A 25,413-nucleotide genomic window follows, 5' to 3' on the forward strand; every position below is an offset into this window, starting at 1 on the left:
TTCTCCCATGACCGAACGCCCCGTGGTCAAACGCACCGCCCGCGCGATCCTGCTCGACGGTGACGACCTGATCCTCATCAAGCGCACCAAGCCCGGCGTCGACCCGTACTGGCTCACCCCGGGCGGCGGGGTCGAGCCCTCGGACGACACCGTCGTGGACGCCCTCCACCGCGAGGTCCACGAAGAACTGGGCGCCAAGATCACCGATGTGGTGCCCTGTTTCGTCGACACGGTCGAGCACATCGCCTCCGGGGGAGTGACCGGCGTGAAGGTGCAGCACTTCTTCGTCTGCCACCTCGAATCGATGGACCTCGCACAACGCCACGGCCCCGAGATCGACGAGCCCGAGGGCGAGTACGAGATCGTCCGCGTGCCCTTCAGTCGGGTCGGGATCGCCGCGGTCCACCTCGTACCGCTGTCCTTGCGGCACTACCTCGACGGGAACATCGAGGGGGTGCGCGCCATGCACGCCCCCGACCTGGGCTGAGCACGCCGGGGAGCCGGCGGGCCCGTACCGGTCTCAGCCGGCGACGCCCGCCAGCTCCTCGAACGCGTCGTAGCGGATCCGCTCCCCGGGAATGCCGATCCGCTTGAGGGCGTCCACACCGCTGCGGATCATCGCCGGTGGCCCGGACACGAAGGCGTCGTACGAACTCCAGGGCCCGTGCTCACCGACCGCCTGCGGCAACTGGCCGTCCAGGCCCCCTCCCACCACCGGGCGCACCGACAGCCACGGATGGGAACGCTGCAACCCCATCAGGGTGTCCTTGTCGTAGAGGTCGTTGTCACTTCGCGCCCCGAAGAAAACCTCCATGGGCCGCCGCTCGCCGTGCTCGGCGACGTCCTCGATCAATGCCTTGATGGGGGCGATGCCGGTACCGCCCCCCAGGCACAACATGCCGTTGTCCGTCGTGTGGTCCACCACCATCGACCCCGCCGGAGGGCCGAGCCGCAGCACGTCGCCCGGCTGTGCGTGCCGTACGAGGGCGTTGGAGACCCACCCCGCCGGGACGGCCTTGATGTGAAAGGAGAGGAGGCCGTCGGCGCGCGGCGCCGAGGCGAAGGAGTAGTGCCGCCAGACCCGTGGCCACCACGGGGTCTCCAGGCTCGTGTACTGGCCCGCCAGGAAGGGGTACGGCTGGTCGGGGCGGACCGTCAGCACCGCGATGTCCGAGGTCCGCAGGTCGTGCGAAACGACTTCCGCGTGCCACCACGCGGGGGCCTTCACCTCGTCCTCGGCCGCCGCGTCGATCATGATCTGGGAGATGGCCGTGTACGCGCGCACCCAGGCCGCCTGGGTCTCGGGCCCCCAGGTGAACTCCGCGTACCGGGCCAGGGCGCCGATCAGGGCCTCGCCCACGGCCGGATAGTGGCCGGCCATGGTTCCGTACTTGCGGTGTCCCGTGCCCAGTCGGCGGAGGTACGGGACGAGGACGTCCGGGGCGTCGATGTGCTCGGCCGCGGTCAACAGTGCCTTCAGCAGCCTGTCGCGCTGGACGTCCATGGAGGCGGGGAACATTCCCCGCACATCGGGGTGCCCGGTGAAGACCAGGGCGTAGAAGTACGAGGTGACTTTGTCGGCGACGGGTGCGATCTCGGCGAGGGTCCGGTGGATGAGCACCGAATCCGGTGAGGGCTCTTTCGCACCGCCCCCGGAGGGTATCCGGCCCGTCGGTCTGGCCGATCTGATTGGCGGAGCGTCCATGCGGTGCCTCGCTTCGAGCATCTCGGTCGGTGTGCACGCGCCACGGCCTCGAATCCGTGGTTCCGGGTTTCACAGCGTGCCGGCCGACCAAGAGCACTGCGGGGGAATGGGAAAAATCTGCGTTTCGAACCCTCTTTCCCCTTAAGATGCCTCGACTTCCGGGCGGGTCACCCCCACGAGCTGGTATGCCTCACGGAGGTCGCGACCCTCGTAGACGTACGTCGCCCGCTCGGCCAGGTACGGACGGGCATTCACCGCCACCGACCTCGGAACGGCATCGAAGAGAACCGCGTCGGTCAGGGAGTCCCCGTAGGCCACGCAGTCGCCCCGACTCACTCCGAACCGTGCGCACAGCTGGTCGGCGATGCCCACCTTGCCCTCGGGCGTCAGGATCCCCGCCAGGTCGACGGGCCGGGTGAAGGGCACCGCGGGGAACACCGAGCCGTGCGCGGCGTGGGCACCCCATTCGAGCAACAGCTCGACGAAGAACGAAGGGGACAGCGAGATGACCGCGCAGTAGTCGCCGCGCTCGCGGATCTCCTGCCAGACGTCCCGGATGCCCGCCAGCCACGGAGCACCGTCGAACGCCGCCCGAACGTGTGCGGGCGTCAGCTCCGACCACAGCTCCCGCACCGCCATCGAGAACTGGTGGGGGCTGATCTCCCTCGCGGCGAAGGACCGCTCCAGTTCGGCAATCTCGATGCCCACGCCGAGCTGCCGGGAAATCTCGACCGGCGCGGCCGAGCCGAACATCAGGGTCCCGTCGAGATCGAAGAGGTGCAGCATCGTCATAGCCGTCGAGGCTAGCCGCTCCGTTTCACGTGAAACAGCGTGTTTCACGTGAAACGCCGTGAGTCCACGTGAGGAACGGCTGTGTTTCACGTGAAACCAGCGGCGTTTCACGTGAAACGTGGCTGCCGTGCCCCACCTTCGATGGGCGGTTTCACGTGAAACACCGACGTCACCCGCCGCGCCATATCCTCTGGACTCCCACCCGGCCCGTGATCCAGTCTGGGCAGGTGACACCACCACCGCTCACCGACCTGCCGATCAGCTTGCTCACCACGGATGATCTCCGGCACTGCGCCGATCTGTCCGAGGACCGTGGCTGGCCCCGCGAGGACCACAAGTGGGGGCTCCTCCTCGCGGCCGGGGACGCCTATGGCATCAAGGCCCCCGACGGAGAGGGACTTGCCGCCGCCTGCGTCGTCACCCGCTACGGCCCAAGCCGGGCCAACCCGGACCTCGCCGCCCTCGGCATGGTCCTCGTCGCGGAGCGGTACGCCCGCAGGGGACTGGGCCGCCGACTGATGACACACGTGTGCGACGAGGTCCTGACGGGCATCCCCCTGACCCTGCACGCCACGCCGTACGGCCGCCCCCTGTACGAGGAGCTCGGTTTCGACACCACGGGCCGTGCGGAGATGCTCGTGGGTGCCTTCCGCCCCGCCGGAGACGGTCCGGTCCCGGGCGACGAAGCCGTCCGCCCGGCCACATCCAGGGACATCCCGGCCATCATCCGTCTGGACACCGAGGTGTTCGGCGCCGACCGCACCCACCTGATCACCCGCCTACCCGCCTTCGCCGACCGGCTGCTCGTCATCGAGGACGATCGGGGCGAGCTCGTCGGGTACGCCGCCATCTGGCCCAACATGCAGACCCATGTCGTGGGCCCGTTGATCGCGCGCGACACCGTCGGCGCCCAGGCACTCGTGACCGCGCTGGCCGCCACCACCGACCGACCCCTGCGCACCGACGTCGACGTACGCCACGAGGAACTTCTCGCCTGGCTCAAGGAACGAGGTCTCGAATCCGTGGCGTTCAACGCCGTCATGACCCGGGACATCCCCCACCTGCCCGGCGACTGGACCCGCCGCTGGGCCCCGCTGACCGTCGCAGCCGGCTGAGAGAAGGAAGAGCGCACCATGACCGAAACCCACGACCTGAGGATCCGCCCCGCCACCGAGGCGGATCTGCCGGCCATCGTCGAGATGCTCGCCGACGACCCGCTCGGCGCCACCCGGGAATCCCCGGACGACCTCGCCCCGTACGTAGCGGCCCTCAAGCGCCTGAGCGAAGACCCCAACCAGCACGTCGTCGTCGCCGTCCGTGGTGAGCGCGTGGTGGGCACCCTCCAGCTCACGTTCGTACCGGGACTCTCCCGCATGGGGGCCACCCGGTCGATCATCGAAGGCGTCCGCGTGCACTCCGACGAGCGGGGCAGCGGCCTCGGCACCCGTTTCATCGAGTGGGCGATCGACCGGTCCCGCCAGGAGGGCTGTCAGTTGGTCCAGCTCACCTCGGACGTGACGCGCACCGACGCCCACCGCTTCTACGAGCGGCTCGGCTTCACCGCCTCCCACGTCGGCTTCAAGTTCCAACTCTGAGCGATCCGGTAGGCCGGACCCCGTCGGCGGCGACCCGGTATGCCATCGGGAGGACGAGCCCCGGCCTCCCGATCATGACCGGCGTCGGGCGCCGCCACCGGCCACCGCACCGGCACCGGCACCGGCCTCAGCCGATGCCCCGCCAGCCCTGGGGGTCCACCCCTCCGGGCACCGGGGCCTGGGCGTCGTAGGGCTCCCGCGTGAACACGAACGACGCCAGGTCGAGGTGGCTCACCGAGCCGTCCTCCCGGCGAACGGCCCGCAGCGTCTCGCCCGCGTAGTAGCCGGAGAGACCGGTCCACGTCCCGTCCGGCTCCGCGCGGAAGCGAGCCGCCCGCCCGGTGGCCCCCACCGGGCCCAGCTGCAGGCAACCGTCGTACGTGAGCCGCAGCAGCTGCGGCGAAGTCCCCCAGTACCAGGGCCCGGTCAGCTCCAACGGCACCCGGTCGGCTTCCCCGGTCGGCCGCCACGGCTCGGGAAAACGCGGTTCCGCGTCGGCGACGATCCGCACCAGGTCGACGGCCACGGTCATCGGCGGCAGCCCGGACGTGCAGTTCGCCAGGACGACGGCGGCCACGTCGTCGTCCTCGCTCAGCCACAGGCCGGCGACGAACCCCGGGAGGGAGCCGCTGTGCCCGACCAGCCGGCGCGCGCCATCCGTCGCCAGCTGAACACCGAGCCCGTACCCGGAATCCGCGAAGCCGGGCTCCGGCGGCGCGGCCGGCGCACGCATCTCCCGTACGGTCGCGGCGCTCAGCACCCGGTCGTCACCGCGGAGCAGGAAGTCGGCGAAGCGCGCCAGGTCCCTTGTCGTGGACCACAGTTGCCCGGCAGCCGCCATCAGCCCGAGGTCTTCCAGCGGTTCGGGCATCATCACGTCGGCCCACGGGTGCACCGCCCAACCGCCCGCGTGCGGGGCCTGCGGCTGCCCGCTCGTACGGCTCAGGCCGAGCGGCTCCAACACCTCGGCCCGCAGGACGTCCTCCCACGGCCTCCCCCGCAGCGCCTCGACCAGCGAACCCAGCAGCGTGTAGCCGGGGTTGGAGTAGTGGAACCGGCGGCCGGGGGTGTGCCTGAACGGCTCGTCCCCGAGTACGTCGGCGAGTTCGGGCCGGAGCGCCGCCGGGCTCCGCTCCCACCACGCGCCGGGGGTCTCGGCGGCCAGCCCGCCCGTATGGGCCAGCAGCTGGGCGACGGTCACCTCGCCGACGCCCGTTCCGGGCAGGTGCTTCTCCAGCGGGTCCGACAGGTCGAGCAGCCCCTCGTCCCGCAACCGCAGCACCAGAACGGCGGTGAAGGTCTTGGTGATCGAGCCGATCCGGTACTGCACGTTTCCGTCCGGTCCGTGCCCTTCCACGGAGGTACGGGACCCTTCCCAGACCACCTCGCCACCACGGACGACCGCCGCCACCACGGAGGGGGCCCGTCCCTCGCTCTGCGCGACGGCGATCCGGTGCCGCAGCGCGCGCCGGGTTTCGGGGAGCAGTTCCAGGTCTTCAGAGAGCGCGTCCATGATCAGTAGGTACCACACCCACGTGACCGACGGCCTCTCGATTCCCACCGCCGCCGGACTCCCGGTCGCCCCGGTCCTACGTGTTGGCCATGTCCACGAAGCGGGAGTAGTGGCCCTGGAACGCGACGGTGATGGTGGCCGTGGGGCCGTTTCGGTGCTTGGCCACGATCAGGTCCGCCTCGCCCGCGCGGGGGGATTCCTTCTCGTACGCGTCCTCGCGGTGCAGCAGGATCACCATGTCGGCGTCCTGCTCGATGGAGCCCGATTCACGGAGGTCGGAGACCATCGGCTTCTTGTCGGTGCGCTGCTCGGGACCACGGTTCAGCTGGGAGAGCGCGATCACCGGAACCTCCAGCTCCTTGGCCAGCAGCTTCAGGTTTCGGGACATGTCCGAGACTTCCTGCTGGCGGCTCTCCGGACGGCGCGAGCCACCCGACTGCATCAGCTGGAGGTAGTCGATGACGACGAGGGAGAGGTCACTGCGCTGCTTGAGGCGGCGGCACTTGGCCCGGATCTCCATCATCGACAGGTTCGGGGAGTCGTCGATGTACAGCGGCGCGGCCGAGACGTCGGGCATCCGGCGCGCGAGCCGGGTCCAGTCGTCGTCGGTCATCGTTCCCGAACGCATGTGGTGCAACGCCACGCGGGCCTCCGCCGAGAGCAGGCGCATGGCGATCTCGTTGCGGCCCATTTCGAGGGAGAAGATGACGCTGGGCAGATTGGCCTTGATGGAGCAGGCACGTGCGAAGTCCAGGGCGAGCGTGGACTTTCCCATCGCGGGACGCGCGGCGATGACGATCATCTGGCCCGGGTGGAGGCCGTTGGTCAGGGAGTCCAGGTCGGTGAACCCGGTCGGTACGCCCGACATCTGGCCGCTGCGCGACCCGATCGCCTCGATCTCGTCGAGGGCGCCCTCCATGATGTCGCCCAGCGGCAGGTAGTCCTCGGAGGTCCGCTGCTCGGTGACGGCGTAGATCTCGGCCTGGGCGCTGTTGACGATCTCGTCGACATCGCCGTCCGCCGCGTACCCCATCTGCGTGATCTTCGTACCGGCGGCGACGAGGCGCCGCAGGACGGCTCTCTCGTGGACGATCTCCGCGTAGTACTCGGCGTTCGCCGCGGTGGGCACGGACTGGACCAGCGTGTGCAGGTAGGAGGCACCGCCGACCTTGCTGATCTCGCCGCGCCGGGTCAGCTCCGCGCCGACGGTGATCGGGTCGGCCGGCTCGCCCTTGGCGTACAGGTCGAGGATGGCCTGGTAGATCGTCTCGTGCGAGGGACGGTAGAAGTCGTGGCCCTTGAGGACCTCGACCACGTCGGCGATGGCGTCCTTGGAGAGCAGCATGCCGCCGAGCACCGACTGCTCGGCATCGAGGTCCTGCGGCGGAACCCGTTCGAAGCCGCCCCCACCGCCGTCCCAGGAGCCGCCCTCACGGCCGTCGTCGTCCCGCTTGTCCCCGCGGCCACGGCCTTCGCTGTTACGGCGCGGACGGGCGGGCAGACGGTCACTGGGACCGCTGTCGGCCCAGGGGTCGTCCATGGGCTCGGGCATGTTCACCGGGCCGCCTCCTCCCGTCCGCTACGCGGACCTCGCCGTGCCATTCTTTCTACGACACGGCTCTGACATTTGGGGCACCCGGATCGGCTCTCGGCGCGTCGGGCAACGCCCAACGGTAGGGCCGCGAGCGACGTCAGCCAATCTTGTTATCCACAGGCTGTGTGGATGAGATGTGGACGACGGCGCCAATGCTGTGGGTAAGTGGTCGGAAGCTGTGTACGGACCGGGGGATGACGCTGTGGACAAAATCACCCGACCCTCCCCGACACCTATGCTGACCTGCGATTTCCCCACATCGCGAAGCTGGGGGAGAAAATTCTTGGCCACTGTCTCAAGATCGCCTCCAATGGGGTGTGAAGAACCCGCAAGTCAACGCCTTGGTAAGGATCCAAGGGCACTTGCATCCATTACCTGTGGAAGATTAGATTGAGCGCATGACACAGGCCCCCACAGCTATGAAGGCTGCCCCGAGACGGCACGACCGCGAGATCCTCGCCCTCGCCGTCCCCGCCTTCGGCGCCCTCGTGGCCGAACCGCTGTTCGTGATGGCCGACAGCGCCATCGTGGGGCACCTCGGCACCCCCCAGCTGGCCGGCCTCGGCATCGCCGCCGCGCTCCTCATGACCGGGGTGAGCGTCTTCGTCTTCCTCGCCTACGCCACCACCGCGGCGGTGGCCCGGCGCGTCGGCGCCGGCGACCTACCGGCCGCCATCCGGCAGGGCATGGACGGGATCTGGCTCGCGCTCCTGCTCGGAACGGTCGTGGCCGCCGCGATCCTGCCCACCGCACCCGGGCTGGTGTCCCTCTTCGGAGCCTCCGACACCGTCGCCCCGTACGCGGTCACCTACCTGCGCATCTCCGCCCTCGGAATCCCGGCCATGCTCATGGTCCTGGCCGCCACCGGCGTCATCCGCGGGCTCCAGGACACCCGTACACCGCTCTACGTGGCCATCGGGGGCTTCGCCCTCAACGGCGTCCTCAACGTGGCCCTGGTGTACGGCGCCGGCCTCGGCATCGCCGGATCCGCCTGGGGCACGGTCATCGCCCAGTTCGCGATGGCGGCCGCCTATCTCTTCGTGGTGGTGCGCGGAGCACGGCGACACGGCGCCTCCCTGCGCCCCGACAAGGCCGGCATCCGGGCCTGCGCCCGGGCGGGCGCGCCCCTGCTGGTCCGGACCCTGTCCCTGCGGGCCATCCTGATGATCGCGACCGCCGTCGCGGCCCGGCTCGGCGACGCCGACATCGCCGCCCACCAGATCCTGCTGTCCCTGTGGAGCCTGCTCGCCTTCGCCCTTGACGCGATCGCGATCGCCGGACAGGCCATCATCGGCCGCTACCTGGGCGCGGGGGACACCGAGGGCGCCAAGGCCGTCTGCCGTCGCATGGTCCAGTGGGGCGTCGTCTCGGGGATCGTCCTCGGCCTGCTGGTCATCGCGGCCCGCCCGGTCTTCATCCCGCTCTTCACCAGCGATCCCGTGGTCGAGGACGTCCTGCTGCCGGCCCTGATCGTCGTGGCCGTGTCCCAGCCGGTCTCCGGAATCGTCTTCGTCCTGGACGGGGTGCTGATGGGCGCGGGGGACGGGCCCTACCTGGCCCGGGCCATGCTGGTGACACTCGCCGTCTTCGCCCCGGCGGCGGTCCTGGTACCCGTTCTCGGAGGCGGCCTCACCGCCCTCTGGTGGGCGATGACACTGATGATGGTGGTCCGAATGATCACTCTCCAGCTGCGCGCCCGTTCCGGCCGGTGGCTGGTCGCCGGTGCCACCCGCTGACGGTCCACGGCCGGGCCTGCCGGTGACCGTTTCACGTGAAACGGTCACCGGGTCGTTCACGTGAAACACCCGCGGACCTCGTTTCACGTGAAACGCCGCCGGCGCCCTGGCGTCGTGGACACCTTCAGAAGCCTTGTTTCACGTGAAACAGCCTCCGTCACGACCGATCGCCCATGCCGCGCACCCAGTCCGGTGCCCGGGAACGACGAAGGGCCGCACCCCCGGAGGGGTGCGGCCCTTCATTGCGCTGCCCTTAGGCGGCGACGACCTCGATGCCCACGTTCGCGGCGACCTCGGCGTGCAGACGCACGGAGACCTGGTACGAACCGAGGGTCTTGATCGGGGAGCCGAGCTCCACGCGACGCTTGTCGACCTTCGGGCCACCCGAAGCCTCGATCGCCGTGGCGATGTCGGCCGGCGTGACGGAACCGAAGAGACGGCCGGCGTCACCCGCGCGGGTGGCCAGACGGACCTTCACACCCTCGAGCTTGGCCTTGAACTCGTTGGCCTGCTCGATGGTCGCGATCTCGTGGATCTTGCGGGCGCGGCGGATCTGCGCCACGTCCTTCTCGCCACCCTTGGTCCAGCGGATCGCGAAACCACGCGGGACCAGGTAGTTGCGAGCGTAGCCGTCCTTGACGTCGACGACATCGCCGGCGGTGCCGAGGCCAGAGACCTCGTGGGTCAGGATGATCTTCATTGTTCGGTCACCCTTTCCTTATCGCGCGGTGGACGTGTAGGGCAGCAGTGCCATCTCACGGCTGTTCTTGACTGCCGTGGCGACGTCACGCTGGTGCTGCGTGCAGTTGCCGGTGACGCGGCGGGCACGGATCTTGCCGCGGTCGGAAATGAACTTCCGCAGCATGTTCGTGTCCTTGTAGTCCACGTAAGCGGTCTTGTCCTTGCAGAACGCGCAGACCTTCTTCTTAGGCTTGCGCACAGGCGGCTTCGCCATTGTGTCTCTCCTGTGTGATCAAGAAGTGGGGATGCGAGCTGCCCTAGAAGGGCGGCTCGTCCGAGTAGCCACCGCCGGAGCCGCCGGAGCCGCCGGAGCTTCCGCCCCAACCGCCCCCGCCGCCACCCTGCTGCTGGCCACCGGCAGCCGGCGCACTGGACGCCCACGGGTCGTCGGAGGGACCTCCGCCGCCCTGGGGCGCACCGCCGCCACCGGGGGCTCCGCCCCAGTTGCCGCCGCCACCCTGCTGCTGACCGCCGCCGCCGTATCCACCCTGGCCGCCGCGACCCGTGGTCTTGGTGACCTTGGCCGTGGCGGTCTTCAGGCTGGGGCCGACTTCCTCGACGTCCAGCTCGTAGACCGTGCGCTTGACACCCTCACGGTCCTCGTACGACCGCTGCTTCAGCCGGCCCTGCACGATGACGCGCATGCCCCGCTGAAGGGACTCGGCGACGTTCTCAGCCGCCTGACGCCAGACCGAGCAGGTCAGGAACAGGCCTTCGCCGTCCTTCCACTCATTGGTCTGCTTGTCGAAGATGCGGGGAGTGGACGCGACACGGAACTTCGCGACCGCCGCACCCGAGGGGGTGAAGCGCAGCTCGGGGTCGTCGACGAGATTGCCGACGACCGTGATGACGGTCTCGCCTGCCATGGATGAACCTCTCGGCGGGGATGTGCTGCTGGGCTGCTGTGTACTACTCGGTCCCGATTACCGCTGAACCGAAGTTCAGTGGGTCTCGGGGCGAAGGACCTTGGTCCGGAGAACCGACTCGTTCAGGTTCATCTGGCGGTCGAGCTCCTTGACGACCGCAGGCTCGGCCTGCAGGTCGATGACCGAGTAGATGCCCTCGGGCTTCTTCTTGATCTCGTAAGCGAGACGACGACGGCCCCAGGTGTCGACCTTCTCGACCTTTCCGTTGCCCTCACGGACGACGGAGAGGAAGTTCTCGATCAGCGGGGAGACAGCGCGCTCCTCGAGATCGGGGTCGAGGATGACCATCACTTCGTAGTGACGCATGTGGAACCCACCTCCTTTGGACTCAGCGGCCACGGTCGTTCCGTGGCAGGAGGGTCGTGATGCGTGCGCACGGCGTCTGAGAACAGACACCGCGCAGACCGTACAGACTACCCCGTCGACTCCTTCCGGTTGAAATCCGCCGGGAGAGGACCACAATCTGTATCCATCGGGTGTGCTCGGTGCTATGCCCCGGCCCTGTCGGCGGCAGCCCCGTCGCACCGCTCTGCTCCAGCCAGGAGGTGCCTTCCGATGGCACAGGCAATGCGACCGCAGTCCCCCATCTCTCTCCTCGCGACGGACGGCAAGCCCCACCCGCTCCAGGACACCCTGATGGCGGCCACCCTCATCCTCGGCGCCGTGGCGTTCATCACGGCGTTCTGGCACCACCTGCACCTGGTCAGCTCGTGGGCCGGGCTGATCGGGATCCTGACCGGCGGCTACGGACAGTTCATCTCGATCACGACACGCGAACGCTTCGCGCTGATCATCGGCCTTGGCGCGTCCGCCTTCGGCTTCTTCCTCGGCATGGCGCACGGCGGCCTCTTCGGCGGCTGGCTGGGCTGACCGGGGGACCTCCGCGACGGGGCGCCGGCTTCCACCGGCCCGGGCTCGGCCCGTCCCCCAGATGGGTGGCGCCCACGTCGCAGTAGGCTTCGCGCCATAGCCAGCGAAGCCGCCGAGGAGACGCCCCGCATGAGCCTGTCCCTGAGGACCATCAGCCGAGAGCAGCATCTGGGATATCTCCAGAGCCTGCCCTCGGCGAGCCACTGCCAGGTCCCGGCGTGGGCCGACGTGAAGAACGAGTGGCGTTCCGAGAACCTGGGTTGGTTCGACGCGTCCGGCGAACTCGTCGGTGCCGCGCTCGTGTTGTACCGCCAACTGCCCAAGGTGAAGCGCTACCTCGCGTACCTCCCCGAGGGCCCGGTCATCAACTGGTACGCCCCGAATCTGGACGAATGGCTCCAGCCGATGCTGGCGCACCTGAAGCACCAGGGCGCCTTCACCGTGAAGATGGGCCCGCCCGTCGTCATCCGCCGCTGGAACTCCGCCGCCATCAAGGCCGGAATCCAGGACCCCGAGGTCAAGCGCCTGCGCGACGTGGAGGCTTCGGTCATCGAGCCCCGCGCCTTCGAGGTGTCCGACAAGCTGCGCCGCATGGGCTGGCAGCAGGCCGAGGACGGCGGCGCCGGCTTCGGCGACGTGCAGCCCCGCTACGTGTTCCAGGTGCCGCTGGCGAACCGCTCGCTGGACGACGTCCTCAAGGGCTTCAACCAGCTGTGGCGCCGCAACATCAAGAAGGCCGAGAAGGCCGGCGTCGAGGTCGTCCAGGGCGGCTACGAGGACCTGCCCACCTGGCAGCACCTCTACGAGATCACCGCCGAGCGCGACAAGTTCCGCCCGCGTCCGCTCAGTTACTTCCAGCGCCAGTGGACGGCCCTCAACTCGGAGGACCCGAACCGGATGCGGCTGTACATCGCCACGCACGAGGGGGAGCCGCTGGCCGCCGCAACGATGCTCACCGTCGGCCAGCACGTCTGGTACTCGTACGGCGCCTCCGCCAACCACAAGCGCGAGGTCCGCCCGTCGAACGCCATGCAGTGGCGCATGCTGCGCGACTCGTACGCGCTCGGTGCGAGCGTCTACGACCTCCGCGGCATCAGCGACACGCTGGACGAGAACGACCACCTGTTCGGCCTCATCCAGTTCAAGGTCGGCACCGGCGGCGAGGCCGTCGAGTACGTCGGCGAGTGGGACTTCCCGCTGAACAAGCTGCTGCACAAGGCGCTCGACATGTATATGTCCCGTCGCTGATCCCCCCTCCCCACACACCGCATCGCTGCACCAGGCAGCCACCAAGAGAGGTCCCGGACGGGCATGGCGCTCACGCTCTACGTCGACACCGCGCGCTGGCGTGCGCACCAGAAGCAGATCACGGACCAGTTCCCCGGACTGATCCCGGTCTGCAAGGGCAACGGCTACGGCTTCGGCCACGAGCGGCTGTGCGAGGAGGCGACCCGGATGGGCGCCGACATCCTGGCCGTCGGCACCACGTACGAGGCCGCCAAGATCAAGGACTGGTTCGGCGGTGACCTGCTCGTCCTCACCCCGTTCCGGCGGGGCGAGGAGCCGGTGCCGCTGCCGGACCGGGTGATCCGGTCCGTGTCCTCGGTGGACGGCGTGCGGGGCCTGGTCGGCGCCCGCGTCGTCATCGAGTGCATGAGCTCGATGCGTCGCCACGGCGTTTCCGAGCAGGACCTCGGCCTGCTCCAGTCGGCGATCGAGGACGTTCGGCTGGAGGGCTTCGCCCTGCACCTTCCTCTCGACCGCCCGGACGGCTCGGACGCCGTCGAGGAGGTCATCGGCTGGATGGACCGGCTGCGCGCGGCCCGGCTGCCGCTGCACACCATGTTCGTCAGCCACCTGCGGGCCGAGGAGCTGACCCGGCTCCAGCAGCAGTTCCCGCAGACCCGCTTCCGGGCCCGGATCGGTACCCGGCTGTGGCTGGGCGACCACGAGGCGACCCAGTACCGCGGTTCGGTCCTGGACGTCACCCGGGTCTCCAAGGGCGACCGGTTCGGCTACCGCCAGCAGAAGGCCGCCTCCGACGGCTGGCTGGTCGTCGTCGCGGGCGGCACCTCGCACGGGGTGGGGCTGGAGGCCCCCAAGGCACTGCACGGGGTGATGCCGCGCGCCAAGGGCGTCGCCCGGGCCGGCCTGGCCACGGTCAACCGGAACCTTTCGCCCTTCGTGTGGGCGGGCAAGCAGCGCTGGTTCGCCGAGCCCCCGCACATGCAGGTGTCGATCCTGTTCGTGCCCTCGGACGCGACCGAGCCCAAGGTCGGCGACGAGTTGGTGGCGCACCTGCGGCACACCACCACGCAGTTCGACCGGGTGCTCGACGCCTGACCCCGATCAGTCGCCGGGGGTCGCGCCCCAGTCGACACGCTGTCCTCGCGAAGGCGCCGCGTACTGCGGCGCCTTCGCCGCGTTCGTGAGGACGAACCTGTCCTCGGCCCCGTCCAGGACACCGCCGGACGGGTCGTCGGAGCCGTCGCGCCGTACGACGTCCCGCTCGGGCAGCAGGATGTCCCGCACCACGACCGCGCAGAGGTAGAGCGTGGCCAGCAGGTGGGCGGCGATGGCCAGCTGATAGCCCTCCAGGGGCAGGCCCTGGTGCTTGTCCCCGCTGGTCGTGTAGGCCAGGTAGAACCAGATGCCCAGGAAGTACGCGACCTCGCCGACCTGCCAGATCAGGAAGTCGCGCCAGCGGGGGCGGGCCAGCGCGGCGAGCGGGATGAGCCACAGCACGTACTGCGGCGAGTAGACCTTGTTGGCCAGGATGAAGGCGGCCACGACCAGGAAGGCCAGCTGCGCGAACCGCGGGCGCCTGGGTGCCGTCAGCGTGAGCAGGCCGATGGCCAGGCACATCAGCAGCGTCAGGCCCGTCGCGTAGGTGTTGGCCCCCTCCAGGGGGTTGCCGGTGCGTTGGGAGATCAGCAGCCACACGGAGCCGAAGTCGATCGGCCGTTCCTGGCTGAACACGTAGAAGCGCTTCCAGCCGTCCCAGGCGAAGAACATGATCGGCGCGTTCACCACGAGCCAGGTGACCACGGCCCCACCGGCCGCGGCGCCGAAGGCCCGCCACTTCCCCGCCCGCCAGCAGAGCACGAACAGGACGCCGAGCAGCAGGGCGGGGTAGAGCTTGGCCGCGGTGGCCAGACCGATGAAGACGCCGGCGGCCAGGGGACGACTGCGCGACCACATCAGCATCGCGACGGCGGCGAGGGCGACCGCCGGCATGTCCCAGTTGATCGTCGCGTTGAGCGCGAAGGCCGGGGCCAGCGCGAGGAACAGCGCGTCCCAGGGCCTGCGCCGGTGGGTCCGGGCGACACAGACGGCCAGGACGGCCGCGCAGGCCATCAGCATGCCCGCGTTGACCATCCAGTACATCTGTTCGCGGTGCTGGAGCGAGCCCGAGGTGGGCGTCAGCCAGGCGGCGACCTGCATGAAGGCCCCGGTGAGCACCGGGTACTCCAGGTACTGCATGTCGCCGTACTTCGGCTCCAGGTCCGGGAAGCGGTCGAAGTACGGCACGAGGCCGTCGGCGAAGCCCCGCGCGGAGTACAGGTGCGGGATGTCGGAGTAGCAGGCGTGCGTGTACTGCGAGGCGGCGCCCCGGAACCACGCCCAGTCGTAGCAGGGGAGCTTCTGCACCATGCCCAGGGCGAACAGCCCGAGGACCACCAGCACCACGACACGCACCGGTCCCAGCCAGTGGCCGCCGAGGCGGGCGTGCCGGCCGATGGGGCCGCCGATGAATTCGCTGCCTGCCGCGGCGACCTCGTCCTCCTCCGTGGGCAGGACGGGCCGCTCCTCGTGCACCTTGGTCATGCGCTCATCCTGCCGTACGGGGTCGGACACGCGGGAGGGCCGTCGCACGGGTGCGACGGCCCTCACCGGTGTGGAGGGGGGAGGGGTCAGCCGGAGGCGCCCATGTTCATTCCCCAGTTCGTGGAGCCGCCCGGCCGGCCGGGCCGGCCCGAGCTCGACGGGGAGGGCATGCCGGTGGTTCCGCCGTCCGGGAAGCCGCTGGTGCCACCGTCGTCGCCGCCCGTGCCGCTGCCGCCGGTGCCCCCGATCCCGCCGTTGTCTCCTCCGCCGTTCGAGGCGCCGTCGGTGGTGCCGCCCGCGGTCTCCGGGTCGCAGTACAGACCGGCCCACGGCTTGCAGGAGGGCCTGCCGCCGCGGGAGGGCGAGGGGGACACCGGGGGCGCCGAGCTCGACGGCGGGACCGACGGGGTCGGGGAGGGCGAGTAGGAGGGCGCCGGGGGCGTCGGGGTGGGCGCCCCGGACGCGTCGGCGGTCACGCCGATCTCCTCGGGCTCCGGGAACTGCTTGACCGGAGTTCCCTTCAGGGCCTCGCGCATGTACTCCGTCCAGATCACGGCCGGGATGTCACCACCGTGGATGGAGTCGACCCCGCCCACGTTGTTCATGGACATCAGCGCCTTGTCCTTGGAGTTCGGGTCGTTGCGGAACAGCGTGACCGAGGTGGAGAGCTCCGGGGTGTAGCCGACGAACCAGGCCGACTTGTTGAGGTCGGTGGTACCGGTCTTGCCCGCGGCGGGCCGGCCCAGCTTCTTCGCCTTGATGCCCGTGCCGTTCTCGACGACGTTCCGCAGGACCTTGGTGACGTTGTCCGCGATGGCGTCGTCCATGGCCCGGGCCGACTTGGGGGGCTCGAAGCCGGGCAGGTCCTTGCCGTCCTCCGTGACCCTGGTCACGGAGAAGGGCTCGTGGTGCGTGCCGGAGGCGGCGAAGGTGGCGTACGAGTCGGCCATCCGGATGGCGCTGGGCGTCGAGGTGCCGAGCGCGAAGGAGGCGTTGTCGTCGGGGTCCATCGACTCGTCGAGGATGCCGGTGGACCGGGCGACCCCGCGGACCTTGTCGTGGCCGACGTCGAAGATCAACTGGGCGAACGGAACGTTGATCGACTGCCGCATCGCCTCGTCGAGGGTCACGTAGCCGAAGGCCTGCGGGCTCTCGTTCTTCTGCTTGAACGGCTCGCCGCCCTTGCCCCGCAGCGGCTGGCCCTTACGGTTGGTGATCACGGTGAGGTCGTCGGCGAGGTACTTGCTGTCGACCGAGATGCCCGAGCCCTTGGAGTTCTGGGTGCCGTACTGCATGGCCGCGGCCAGCACGTACGGCTTCCAGGTGGAGCCGACCGGCACGCCGGAGGTGTTGGCGTTGTTGGCGAAGTGCTTGTGGTCCCAGCCGGGACCGCCGTACAGCGCCACGATCGCCCCGGACTTCACGTCCACCGAGGCCGCGCCGAACTGCACGAAGGTGTCGTACTGGGGCCGCTTCTTCTCGTCGAGGAAGTCGTTGCGGGTGTCCTCCACCGCCTTGGACAGGGCTTCCACCTTGGGCTTCTCGAACGTCGTCCGGATCGTGTAGCCGCCCAGGGCCATCTTCTCGGCCGTGATGCCCGTGGTCTTCAGGACGTACTGCTTGGCGACCTCGACGAGGTATCCGGTCTGCCCGGACATGCCGCGGGCCTGCTCGGAGTCGACCCTGGCCGGGAACTCCTTGTACTTGTCCCGCTCGGACTGCTCCATGCGACCCACCGCGACCTCGCGGTCGAGCACCCAGGCCCAGCGCAGCCGGGCCCGCTTCTCGTTGGCCTCGGGGGTGGCGGCGGTACCGATGCCGCCGTCCGGGTTGTAGAGGTTGGGGCCCTTCAGGAGGGCTGCCAGAAAAGCGCTCTGGGACGGGTCCAGGTCCTTGGCGTCCTTGCCGAAGTAGGCACGGGCGGCGGCCTGGATGCCGTAGGCGTCACGGCCGTAGTAGGCGGTGTTGAGGTAGCCCGCGAGGACCGTGTCCTTCGGCTCCGTCATGCCGAGCCTGATCGAGATGAAGAGCTCGGTGACCTTCCGCTTGAGCGTCTGCTCGGAGTCCAGGTACATGTTCTTCACGTACTGCTGGGTGATCGTCGAGCCGCCCTGGGTGGACCCGCCGGTGGCCATGTTCACCACCGCGCGGACGATGCCCGTCGGGTCCACGCCCTTGTCAGTCTCGAAGGACTCGTTCTCCGCGGCGATCACGGCGTTGCGCATCGACAGGGGAATCTGGTCGATGGGCACGATCTGCCGGTTCGTGGAACCGCCGGTGGCGACCATCTGCGTGCCGTCCGCCCACTGGAACACGTTGTTCTGTGCCTCGGCCGCCTTGTTCGGGTCGGGCGTGCCGACACTCGCGATGCCGATGCCGGCGCCGGCCACGATGACCGCGAAGAAGCCCAGGAACGTGCCCCCGACCAGCTTCCAAGAGGGTACGAAGCGCTTCCAGCCGTCCTTGTCGGCACGCGGGTAGTCGACGAGCCGGTTTCCCCCGCCCTTGCCGCCGCGGCCACGGCTCGCGGTTCCTCGCCGGCCGGCCCGGCGGGCGTCCGCGCGTCCGCCGTGGGCGGTCTGGTCTGCGTACGGTCCGCTGGGTGACGCCGTGGGGACGTCACGCCCGGACCCGGCGCCCCTGCCGGGGCGCTGTTGCGCGGCCCGGCGGGACGCGGCGCGTCCGCCGCCCTGGGGCTGCGGCGGTTTGCGGCGGTGCTCGCTCATCGAACGACTACTCCTCGGGCAGGCGAGTGGCCTGGAAGCGGCTGGTGAATTCCGGTTCCCCCGTTGTGTTGCCGCACAGACTACGCACGGCCAAAACCCGACCAGTGCCGAAGTTCACCCCAAATCAGGCACCTCGCGTCGCACGAATTGATGATGTGACGCCGGTCACCACGTCACCCCTTGTCGCGAACGGCCACCCGTTCTATCGTCTGGATGTATCGAGTCGATACATCAGCTCGGCATAAACTCAGAGGCGGAGAGGGGCAGGCGGATGAGTAGGCGCTCAGGCATCCTCGAGTTCGCCGTCCTCGGCCTGCTTCGCGAATCCCCCATGCACGGTTACGAGCTCCGCAAGCGGCTCAACACCTCGCTGGGGGTGTTCAGGGCGTTCAGCTACGGGACCCTCTATCCCTGCCTCAAGACGCTGGTCGCCAACGGCTGGTTGATCGAGGAGCCGGGCAACGCCCCGGAAGACGCTCTCGCCGCTTCACTCGCAGGGCGCCGCGCCAAGATCGTGTATCGGTTGACGGCCGCAGGTAAGGAGCACTTCGAAGAGCTCCTCTCCCACACCGGCCCCGATACCTGGGAGGACGAGTCCTTCGCCGCCCGCTTCGCCTTCTTCGGTCAGACCGAACGCGAGGTACGCATGCGGGTACTGGAGGGCCGCCGCAGCCGGCTGGAGGAGCGCCTGGAGAAGATGCGCGCCTCGCTCGCCCGCACACGGGAGCGTCTCGACGACTACACGCTTGAGCTGCAACGACACGGTATGGAATCCGTGGAGCGTGAAGTGCGCTGGCTGAACGAGCTCATCGAGAGCGAGCGGGCGGGACGGGATCGGAGACGACCCGGACCGTCCGACGAAACTGCAAAGTGAGGCCTGCATCTCGCAGGCCTCGTTCCGAGAACAAACAGGGAGCAACCGGAATGGGTTCGGTTCGCGTAGCCATCGTCGGCGTGGGCAACTGCGCCGCCTCGCTGGTGCAGGGCGTCGAGTACTACAAGGACGCCGACCCGGCGGCCAAGGTCCCCGGTCTGATGCACGTCCAGTTCGGCGACTACCACGTGAGTGACATCGAGTTCGTCGCCGCGTTCGACGTCGACGCGAAGAAGGTCGGCCTCGACCTCTCGGACGCTATCGGCGCCAGCGAGAACAACACCATCAAGATCTGTGACGTCCCGAACGCCGGCGTCACGGTCCAGCGCGGCCACACCCTCGACGGCCTGGGCAAGTACTACCGCCAGACCATCGAGGAGTCCGCCGAGGCGCCGGTCGACATCGTCCAGGTCCTCAAGGACCGTCAGGTCGACGTCCTGATCTGCTACCTCCCCGTCGGTTCCGAGGCCGCTGCGAAGTTCTACGCGCAGTGCGCCATCGACGCCAAGGTCGCCTTCGTCAACGCCCTCCCGGTCTTCATCGCCGGCACCAAGGAGTGGGCGGACAAGTTCACCGAGGCCGGTGTCCCGATCGTCGGCGACGACATCAAGTCCCAGGTCGGCGCCACCATCACGCACCGCGTGATGGCCAAGCTGTTCGAAGACCGCGGCGTCCGGCTTGAGCGCACCATGCAGCTCAACGTCGGCGGCAACATGGACTTCAAGAACATGCTGGAGCGCGACCGCCTGGAGTCGAAGAAGATCTCCAAGACCCAGGCCGTCACCTCGCAGATCCCCGACCGCGAGCTCGGCGAGAAGAACGTCCACATCGGCCCGTCCGACTACGTGGCGTGGCTCGACGACCGCAAGTGGGCCTACGTCCGCCTCGAAGGCCGCGCCTTCGGCGACGTCCCGCTCAACCTTGAGTACAAGCTTGAGGTGTGGGACTCGCCGAACTCCGCCGGTGTCATCATCGACGCCCTGCGCGCCGCGAAGATCGCCAAGGACCGCGGTGTCGGCGGCCCGATCCTGTCGGCGTCGAGCTACTTCATGAAGTCCCCGCCGGTGCAGTACTTCGACGACGAGGCCTACGCGAACGTCGAGAAGTTCATCAAGGGCGAGGTCGAGCGCTAGTCGCACCCCACGTGTCCTCCGGACACCTGGTCTTCGACTGCTCTTACGCCGAGGGTCCCCGGACAATGTGTCCGGGGACCCTCGGCGTGTGTGACCCTTGCCCTCATGCCTGTCGTACGTGATCTGCGCGTACTCCTGCGCCTGAGGGACTTCCGCAACCTGCTCGCCGTACGGCTGCTCTCCCAGGCCGCCGACGGCGTCTACCAGGTCGCACTCGCCACCTACGTGGTCTTCTCCCCGGAGAAGCAGACCTCGCCCGCGGCCATCGCCTCGGCCATGGCGGTGCTCCTGCTGCCGTATTCGGTGATCGGTCCCTTCGCCGGCGTGCTGCTGGACAGGTGGCGCCGCCGCCAGGTCTTCCTCTACGGCAACCTGCTGCGGGCCTTCCTCGCCTGTGTGACCGGCGTGCTGATCGTCGCGCAGGTGCCCGACTGGCTGTTCTACGCCTCGGCCCTGTCCGTCACCGCGGTGAACCGCTTCGTCCTCGCGGGCCTCGCCGCCTCACTGCCCCGCGTCGTGGGCCCCGGTGAGCTGGTCACTGCCAACGCCCTCTCCCCGACCGCCGGAACCCTCGCGGCCGTGGGCGGGGGCGGACTCGCCTTCCTGGTGCGGCTCCTGGCCTCGGACAGCAATGCCCTGGTCGTGCTGCTCGGCGCCGGGCTCTACCTGTGTGCGGCCCTGGTCTCCCTGCGCCTGGCCGTGGGTCTGCTCGGGCCCGACCACCCACCCGGCCGTACCCACCCGTCGCTCGTGGAGGGCGCCGCCCTGACCGTGCGGGGCATGGCCGAGGGACTCAGGCACCTCGCCGAGCGGCGCGAGGCAGCCCTGGCGCTCACGGCGATGACGCTGATGCGGTTCTGCTACGGGGCCCTGACCGTCACGCTGCTGATGCTCTGCCGCTACGCCTGGTCGGACAACGAGTCGGACGGTCTGGCCCTGCTGGGCACCGCCGTCGGAGTCTCGGGGGCCGGGTTCTTCGTCGCCGCCGTCATCACGCCCTGGCTGGTGACCCGGCTGGGAACCCTGGGGTGCATCACCGTCTGCGCCGCCGGCGCCGCCGTCCTCGTCCCCGCGCTCGGGCTCTTCTTCGCACCCGGGCCGATGCTCGTCGCCGCGTTCGTCCTCGGCCTCGCCACGCAGGGCGCCAAGATCTCCACCGACACGGTCGTACAGTCCCGGGTGGACGACGAGTTCCGCGGGCGGGTCTTCTCCGTCTACGACGTCCTGTTCAACGTGGCGTTCGTCGGGGCCGCCGCCGTGGCCTCGCTCATGCTCCCGACCGACGGCCGGTCCACCACCCTGATCGTGACCGTGGCCCTGCTCTACGCCGCCACGGCCGTGCTCGTGCAACGACGAGGGCGGTGTTTCACGTGAAACACCGCCCTCGTACCGACGCCCCCGTCCGCTGTTTCACGTGAAACAGCGGACGGGGGGCCTCAGCCCTGCGCGTCCTGAGCGGCCCACCACTCCTTGAGGGCCTCCACCGCCGCGTCGTGCCCCATCGGGCCGTTCTCCAGCCTCAGCTCCATCAGGAAGGCGTAGGCCTTGCCCACCGCCGGTCCGGGGCGGATCCCCAGCACCTGCTGGATCTCGTTGCCGTCCAGGTCGGGCCGGATCGCGTCCAACTGTTCCTGCTCCTGGAGCTGCGCGATGCGCTCCTCCAGCCCGTCGTAAGTGCGCGACAGGGCGTTGGCCTTGCGCTTGTTGCGCGTGGTGCAGTCCGACCGGGTCAGCTTGTGCAGCCGACCGAGCAACGGGCCCGCGTCACGAACGTAGCGCCGCACCGCGGAATCGGTCCACTCGCCGTCCCCGTAGCCGTGGAAGCGCAGGTGCAGCTCCACCAACCGGGACACGTCCTTGATCATGTCGTTGGAGTACTTCAGCGCGGTCATGCGCTTCTTGGTCATCTTCGCGCCCACCACCTCGTGGTGGTGGAAGGAGACCCGGCCGTCGTTCTCGAACCGGCGGGTGCGGGGCTTGCCGATGTCGTGCAGCAGGGCCGACAGGCGCAGGACCAGGTCCGGGCCGTCCTCCTCCAGCGCCATCGCCTGTTCCAGCACGATCAGGGAGTGGTCGTAGACGTCCTTGTGCCGGTGGTGCTCATCGCTCTCCAGTCGCAGCGCGGGCAGCTCGGGCAGCACGCGATCGGCGAGACCCGTGTCCACGAGAAGCCCCAGGCCCTTGCGGGGGTGCGCCGACAGCAACAGCTTGTTCAGCTCGCCCTGCACCCGCTCCGCCGAGACGATCTCGATTCGGTCGGACATCGCCTTCATCGCGGCCACCACCTCGGGTGCGACCTCGAAGTCCAACTGTGCGGCGAACCGGGCGGCGCGCAGCATCCGCAGCGGATCGTCGGAGAAGGAGTCCTCCGGAGTGCCGGGAGTCCGCAGCACGCCCTCGGCCAGGTCCTCCAGACCGCCGTGCGGGTCGACGAACTCCTGCTCCGGCAGGGCCAGCGCCATGGCGTTGACCGTGAAGTCGCGCCGGACCAGGTCCTCCTCGATCGAGTCGCCGTAGGAGACCTCGGGCTTGCGGGAGGTGCGGTCGTACGCCTCGGAGCGGTACGTCGTCACCTCGATCTGGAAGCCCTGCTTCTGCGCCCCCACCGTGCCGAAGGCGATGCCGACGTCCCAGAGGGAGTCGGCCCACGGCCGGATGATCTTCAGGACGTCCTCGGGACGCGCGTCCGTGGTGAAGTCGAGGTCGTTACCGAGACGCCCGAGCAGCGCATCGCGGACGGACCCGCCGACCAGGGCGAGGCGGAAGCCCGCCTGCTGGAACCGGCGGCCGAGCTCGTCGGCGACAGGAGCGACCCGCAGCAGTTCACTGACCGCGCGGAGCTGCACCTGACTCAGGGCACTGGGGGTGTCTTCATTGGCGTTCGGCACAACAGAAAAGGGTACGTGGCCCGCCCGGCACGGGCTCACTCGTTTTGCGACCACCCCGCACCGGGGCGCCCGGGAGCCGCCCCCGATCATGTGGAGCAAGGCGCGGCACTCGCGCACAGCGCACCTCGTTACCATGCGTGGACGCAGAAACGACGACCACTGACACTTCGAGGACGGGCGAGCGCGTGGCCGAGGCGGCAGAAATCCAGGGGGGAACTCCCACCCCTGCCCGGCGCCGCTGGCTGCGGCGGGCGGTGGTCCTGCTCGCCGGGACGCCGGTGCTGGCCGCTCTGATCTACGCTCCCGCCCCGCCGGCCCAGGCCGCCGAGGGCTCGGTCGACGTCCAGCTGGACGAGGTGAGCCCGAGCGCTCCCGTCAAGACCGACACGCTGACCATCTCCGGAACCGTGGTCAACAACAGCTCCGAGACGGTCAAGGGCGCCCACGTCGGACTGCGGGTGGGACCGATGGTGAGCGACCGGTCCGCCATCGACGAGGTCTCGGAACGCAAGGGATTCCGGCCGGGTGTGGATCCGGGGGAGATCGACAGCGCCTTCGCCGTGAAGATCGACTCGCTCCCCTCCAAGGTCGGCAAGCCGTTCTCCATCAAGGTGCCGGTCAACAAGCTGGAACTGGGCGCGGACGGCGTCTACCAGCTCGGGGTCTCCGTCTCGGGGACGACCGACAGCCGGCCCTCGGAACGGGTCCTCGGCATCCAGCGGACGTTCCTGCCCTGGCAGCCGGACCCCGCCGCGAAGCGCTCCTCGCTCACCTACGTGTGGCCGCTGATCTCCACGACCCGCGTCACCGCGGAGACCGGATCGGACGAGCTCCAGACCCCCGTGTTCCTCGACGACTCCCTCGCCCAGGAGCTGGCACCCGGCGGCCGCCTGGAGCGGATGGTCGCGCTCGGCAAGGACCTGCCCGTCACCTGGGTCATCGACCCCGACCTGCTGGCCACCGTCGACGCGATGACCAAGGGCTACCGGGTCCGCAGCCCCGAGCCCGGCGGCAAGCCCGTCCAGGGCAAGAACAAGGCCGTCGCCGAGCGCTGGCTGAGCGACCTGGAGAACGCCGTCCAGGGCAAGAAGGTCGTCGCGCTGCCCTTCGCCGACCCGGACATCGCCTCGCTGGCCCACCACGGCAAGGACGTCTCGGGCACCCTGGGTCAGCTGCGGCCCGCCACCGACAAGGCGAGGCAGGCCGTGGAGACGGTCCTCCACGTCACCCCGTCCACCGACTTCTCCTGGCCCGTGGAAGGCGCGATCGACCCCGCGATCGTGAACGTCGCCACCTCGGCCGGAGCCCACAACGTCCTCACGCGCAGCGACAGCCTCCAGGAGAGCGGCGCCCTCGGGTACACGCCCTCGGCCGCGCGGCCCATCGGAGCCGGCACCACGGCCGTGGTCGCCGACGCCGAGCTCTCCACCGCCTTCGAGGGCGACATGTCCCGCGCGGGGAACTCGACGCTCGCCGTGCAGCAGTTCCTCGCCCACAGCCTCGCCCTCAACCTGCACAACGGCGACGAGCCGCGCAGCTACGTGGTGGCGCCCCAACGCATGCCCACGGTCAGCCAGGCCGATTCGATGGCCCTCGCCCTGCGCGGTCTCCAGGGCGCCCGGTGGAGCCAGCCCTCCGACCTGGAGGCCGCGGCCGCCGCCAAGCCCGACCCCGGCGCCTCGACCCAGGTTCCGGGCGCCGGGCAGTACCCCGAGTCCCTGAGCAAGCAGGAACTCCCGGTGTCGGCCTTCGAGAAGATCCGCACCACCCAGAACACCCTCGACCACTTCAAGGTCATCCTCACGGCGCCGGACCGGGTCGAGATCCCCTTCGGCAACACGACCAACCGGGAGATGTCCACTTCCTGGCGCGGCCGCCCCGAGGAGGGGAGGCTCTACCGGGAGCAGGTCCAGCAGTACCTGATCGGACTCACCGAGAAGGTCAAGGTCATCCCCAAGTCCGACGCGACCCTGTCCGGGCACAGCGCGACGATCCCCGTCAGCGTCCAGAACAGCCTCGTCCAGGACGTGCACAACCTCGTGCTCCGCGTGAAGTCCGCCAACCCCACCCGCCTGATGTTCGGCGACAGCGGGGAGTCGGAGCAGGAGGTCGTCGTCCAGGGCGGACACAGCCAGACGGTGAAGTTCACCGCCAACGCCACCGCGAGCGGGCCCGTCGAGGTCACCGCGCAGCTCTTCACCAAGGAGGGCGTCCCGTACGGCAAGGAACGCACCTTCACCGTCGATGCGACGGAGATCACGCCCACGGTCATGCTGGTCATGGCGGGCGGCGTGCTGCTCCTGGTCCTCGCAGGCATCAAGATGTACGCGAGCCGCAAGCGTGTCGCGGCCCGCACTGCCGCGGAGGAGAGCACGCAGCCGAGTGACGAGTCCCCGGACACCGGACCGCAAAGCGCCGAGGGGTCCGGCCCGAGTGAGACAGTGGACCGTTGAGCGATGCCGTGGCCGGTCGGCCTGGGGACGATGAGGTGG

General features: G+C 69.4%; 22 protein-coding genes. 11 read left to right on the top strand and 11 right to left on the bottom strand.

The window, feature by feature from the left end; all coding sequences use genetic code 11:
- Positions 1–7: 7 nt before the first annotated feature.
- Positions 8–487 (top strand): NUDIX hydrolase, encoded by a 480-nt coding sequence (locus NOD94_RS07465; protein WP_281204941.1) that lies wholly within the window; start codon positions 8–10, stop codon positions 485–487.
- A gap of 33 nt (positions 488–520) precedes the next feature.
- Here the strand turns inward: NOD94_RS07465 and NOD94_RS07470 are convergent, their stop codons facing one another.
- Together NOD94_RS07470 and NOD94_RS07475 are read right to left on the bottom strand one after the other, a co-directional pair.
- The gene (locus NOD94_RS07470; protein ID WP_281204942.1) at positions 521–1,726 is read right to left on the bottom strand and encodes a globin domain-containing protein; all 1,206 of its coding nucleotides are present in this window, start codon (positions 1,724–1,726) and stop codon (positions 521–523) included.
- A gap of 120 nt (positions 1,727–1,846) precedes the next feature.
- Positions 1,847–2,497: a haloacid dehalogenase-like hydrolase gene (locus tag NOD94_RS07475; RefSeq protein WP_281204943.1), complete on the bottom strand. Its 651-nt coding sequence runs from the start codon at positions 2,495–2,497 to the stop codon at positions 1,847–1,849.
- A 227-nt stretch (positions 2,498–2,724) separates the two neighbouring features.
- On the opposite strand from NOD94_RS07475, the gene NOD94_RS07480 reads away from it, so the two are divergent.
- Together NOD94_RS07480 and NOD94_RS07485 are read left to right on the top strand one after the other, a co-directional pair.
- Positions 2,725–3,612 (top strand): GNAT family N-acetyltransferase, encoded by an 888-nt coding sequence (locus NOD94_RS07480; protein WP_281204944.1) that lies wholly within the window; start codon positions 2,725–2,727, stop codon positions 3,610–3,612.
- 18 nt (positions 3,613–3,630) lie between these two features.
- Positions 3,631–4,092: a GNAT family N-acetyltransferase gene (locus tag NOD94_RS07485; protein WP_281204945.1), complete on the top strand. Its 462-nt coding sequence runs from the start codon at positions 3,631–3,633 to the stop codon at positions 4,090–4,092.
- Between the two features lie 127 nt (positions 4,093–4,219).
- On the opposite strand, the gene NOD94_RS07490 is transcribed toward NOD94_RS07485, so the two are convergent.
- Together NOD94_RS07490 and dnaB are read right to left on the bottom strand one after the other, a co-directional pair.
- A complete protein-coding gene (locus tag NOD94_RS07490) occupies positions 4,220–5,605 on the bottom strand; it encodes a serine hydrolase domain-containing protein (protein WP_281204946.1) in 1,386 nt (461 codons plus the stop codon).
- A 76-nt stretch (positions 5,606–5,681) separates the two neighbouring features.
- Positions 5,682–7,145, bottom strand: coding sequence for a replicative DNA helicase (gene dnaB / locus NOD94_RS07495; protein ID WP_281204976.1), 1,464 nt, complete (start codon positions 7,143–7,145; stop codon positions 5,682–5,684).
- Between the two features lie 452 nt (positions 7,146–7,597).
- On the opposite strand from dnaB, the gene NOD94_RS07500 reads away from it, so the two are divergent.
- Positions 7,598–8,935, top strand: coding sequence for an MATE family efflux transporter (locus NOD94_RS07500; RefSeq protein ID WP_281204947.1), 1,338 nt, complete (start codon positions 7,598–7,600; stop codon positions 8,933–8,935).
- Positions 8,936–9,188: 253 nt separating this feature from the next.
- Here the strand turns inward: NOD94_RS07500 and rplI are convergent, their stop codons facing one another.
- The 4 genes from rplI to rpsF form a co-directional block, all read right to left on the bottom strand.
- Positions 9,189–9,635 (bottom strand): 50S ribosomal protein L9, encoded by a 447-nt coding sequence (rplI, locus tag NOD94_RS07505; protein ID WP_281204948.1) that lies wholly within the window; start codon positions 9,633–9,635, stop codon positions 9,189–9,191.
- A gap of 18 nt (positions 9,636–9,653) precedes the next feature.
- The gene (rpsR, locus tag NOD94_RS07510) at positions 9,654–9,890 is read right to left on the bottom strand and encodes a 30S ribosomal protein S18 (protein ID WP_005315025.1); all 237 of its coding nucleotides are present in this window, start codon (positions 9,888–9,890) and stop codon (positions 9,654–9,656) included.
- Between the two features lie 43 nt (positions 9,891–9,933).
- Positions 9,934–10,542, bottom strand: coding sequence for a single-stranded DNA-binding protein (locus tag NOD94_RS07515; protein ID WP_281204949.1), 609 nt, complete (start codon positions 10,540–10,542; stop codon positions 9,934–9,936).
- A gap of 75 nt (positions 10,543–10,617) precedes the next feature.
- Complete coding sequence (gene rpsF / locus NOD94_RS07520; protein WP_004950685.1) at positions 10,618–10,908, bottom strand: 30S ribosomal protein S6; 291 nt, start codon at positions 10,906–10,908, stop codon at positions 10,618–10,620.
- A 249-nt stretch (positions 10,909–11,157) separates the two neighbouring features.
- On the opposite strand from rpsF, the gene NOD94_RS07525 reads away from it, so the two are divergent.
- The 3 genes from NOD94_RS07525 to NOD94_RS07535 all read left to right on the top strand — a co-directional run bounded on the left by NOD94_RS07525 (position 11,158) and on the right by NOD94_RS07535 (position 13,815).
- The gene (locus NOD94_RS07525) at positions 11,158–11,472 is read left to right on the top strand and encodes a hypothetical protein (RefSeq protein WP_281204950.1); all 315 of its coding nucleotides are present in this window, start codon (positions 11,158–11,160) and stop codon (positions 11,470–11,472) included.
- A 129-nt stretch (positions 11,473–11,601) separates the two neighbouring features.
- Positions 11,602–12,720, top strand: coding sequence for a peptidoglycan bridge formation glycyltransferase FemA/FemB family protein (locus NOD94_RS07530; protein WP_281204951.1), 1,119 nt, complete (start codon positions 11,602–11,604; stop codon positions 12,718–12,720).
- A gap of 63 nt (positions 12,721–12,783) precedes the next feature.
- Complete coding sequence (locus NOD94_RS07535) at positions 12,784–13,815, top strand: alanine racemase (RefSeq protein ID WP_281204952.1); 1,032 nt, start codon at positions 12,784–12,786, stop codon at positions 13,813–13,815.
- 6 nt (positions 13,816–13,821) lie between these two features.
- Here the strand turns inward: NOD94_RS07535 and NOD94_RS07540 are convergent, their stop codons facing one another.
- Entirely contained in the window at positions 13,822–15,300 is a 1,479-nt protein-coding gene (locus NOD94_RS07540) for a glycosyltransferase 87 family protein (protein WP_281204953.1), read from the bottom strand.
- Between the two features lie 86 nt (positions 15,301–15,386).
- The gene (locus NOD94_RS07545) at positions 15,387–18,026 is read right to left on the bottom strand and encodes a transglycosylase domain-containing protein (protein ID WP_281204954.1); all 2,640 of its coding nucleotides are present in this window, start codon (positions 18,024–18,026) and stop codon (positions 15,387–15,389) included.
- A 271-nt stretch (positions 18,027–18,297) separates the two neighbouring features.
- On the opposite strand from NOD94_RS07545, the gene NOD94_RS07550 reads away from it, so the two are divergent.
- The 3 genes from NOD94_RS07550 to NOD94_RS07560 all read left to right on the top strand — a co-directional run bounded on the left by NOD94_RS07550 (position 18,298) and on the right by NOD94_RS07560 (position 21,407).
- Positions 18,298–18,900, top strand: coding sequence for a PadR family transcriptional regulator (locus tag NOD94_RS07550; RefSeq protein ID WP_281204955.1), 603 nt, complete (start codon positions 18,298–18,300; stop codon positions 18,898–18,900).
- 50 nt (positions 18,901–18,950) lie between these two features.
- Positions 18,951–20,033 carry an inositol-3-phosphate synthase gene (locus NOD94_RS07555; RefSeq protein WP_281204956.1) on the top strand — a complete coding sequence of 361 codons (1,083 nt, stop codon included), beginning with the start codon at positions 18,951–18,953 and terminating at the stop codon, positions 20,031–20,033.
- Positions 20,034–20,138: 105 nt separating this feature from the next.
- Positions 20,139–21,407, top strand: coding sequence for an MFS transporter (locus NOD94_RS07560; protein WP_281204957.1), 1,269 nt, complete (start codon positions 20,139–20,141; stop codon positions 21,405–21,407).
- Positions 21,408–21,469: 62 nt separating this feature from the next.
- Here the strand turns inward: NOD94_RS07560 and NOD94_RS07565 are convergent, their stop codons facing one another.
- On the bottom strand, positions 21,470–22,921 hold the full coding sequence (locus NOD94_RS07565) for a CCA tRNA nucleotidyltransferase (protein WP_281204958.1): 1,452 nt from the start codon (positions 22,919–22,921) through the stop codon (positions 21,470–21,472).
- Positions 22,922–23,106: 185 nt separating this feature from the next.
- Here NOD94_RS07565 and NOD94_RS07570 point away from each other — a divergent pair, with 185 nt between their 5' ends.
- The gene (locus tag NOD94_RS07570) at positions 23,107–25,374 is read left to right on the top strand and encodes a DUF6049 family protein (protein WP_281204959.1); all 2,268 of its coding nucleotides are present in this window, start codon (positions 23,107–23,109) and stop codon (positions 25,372–25,374) included.
- Positions 25,375–25,413: the final 39 nt, after the last annotated feature.

It is taken from the genome of Streptomyces sp. Isolate_45 (assembly GCF_024721315.2).
Taxonomy (GTDB): Bacteria; Actinomycetota; Actinomycetes; order Streptomycetales; family Streptomycetaceae; genus Streptomyces.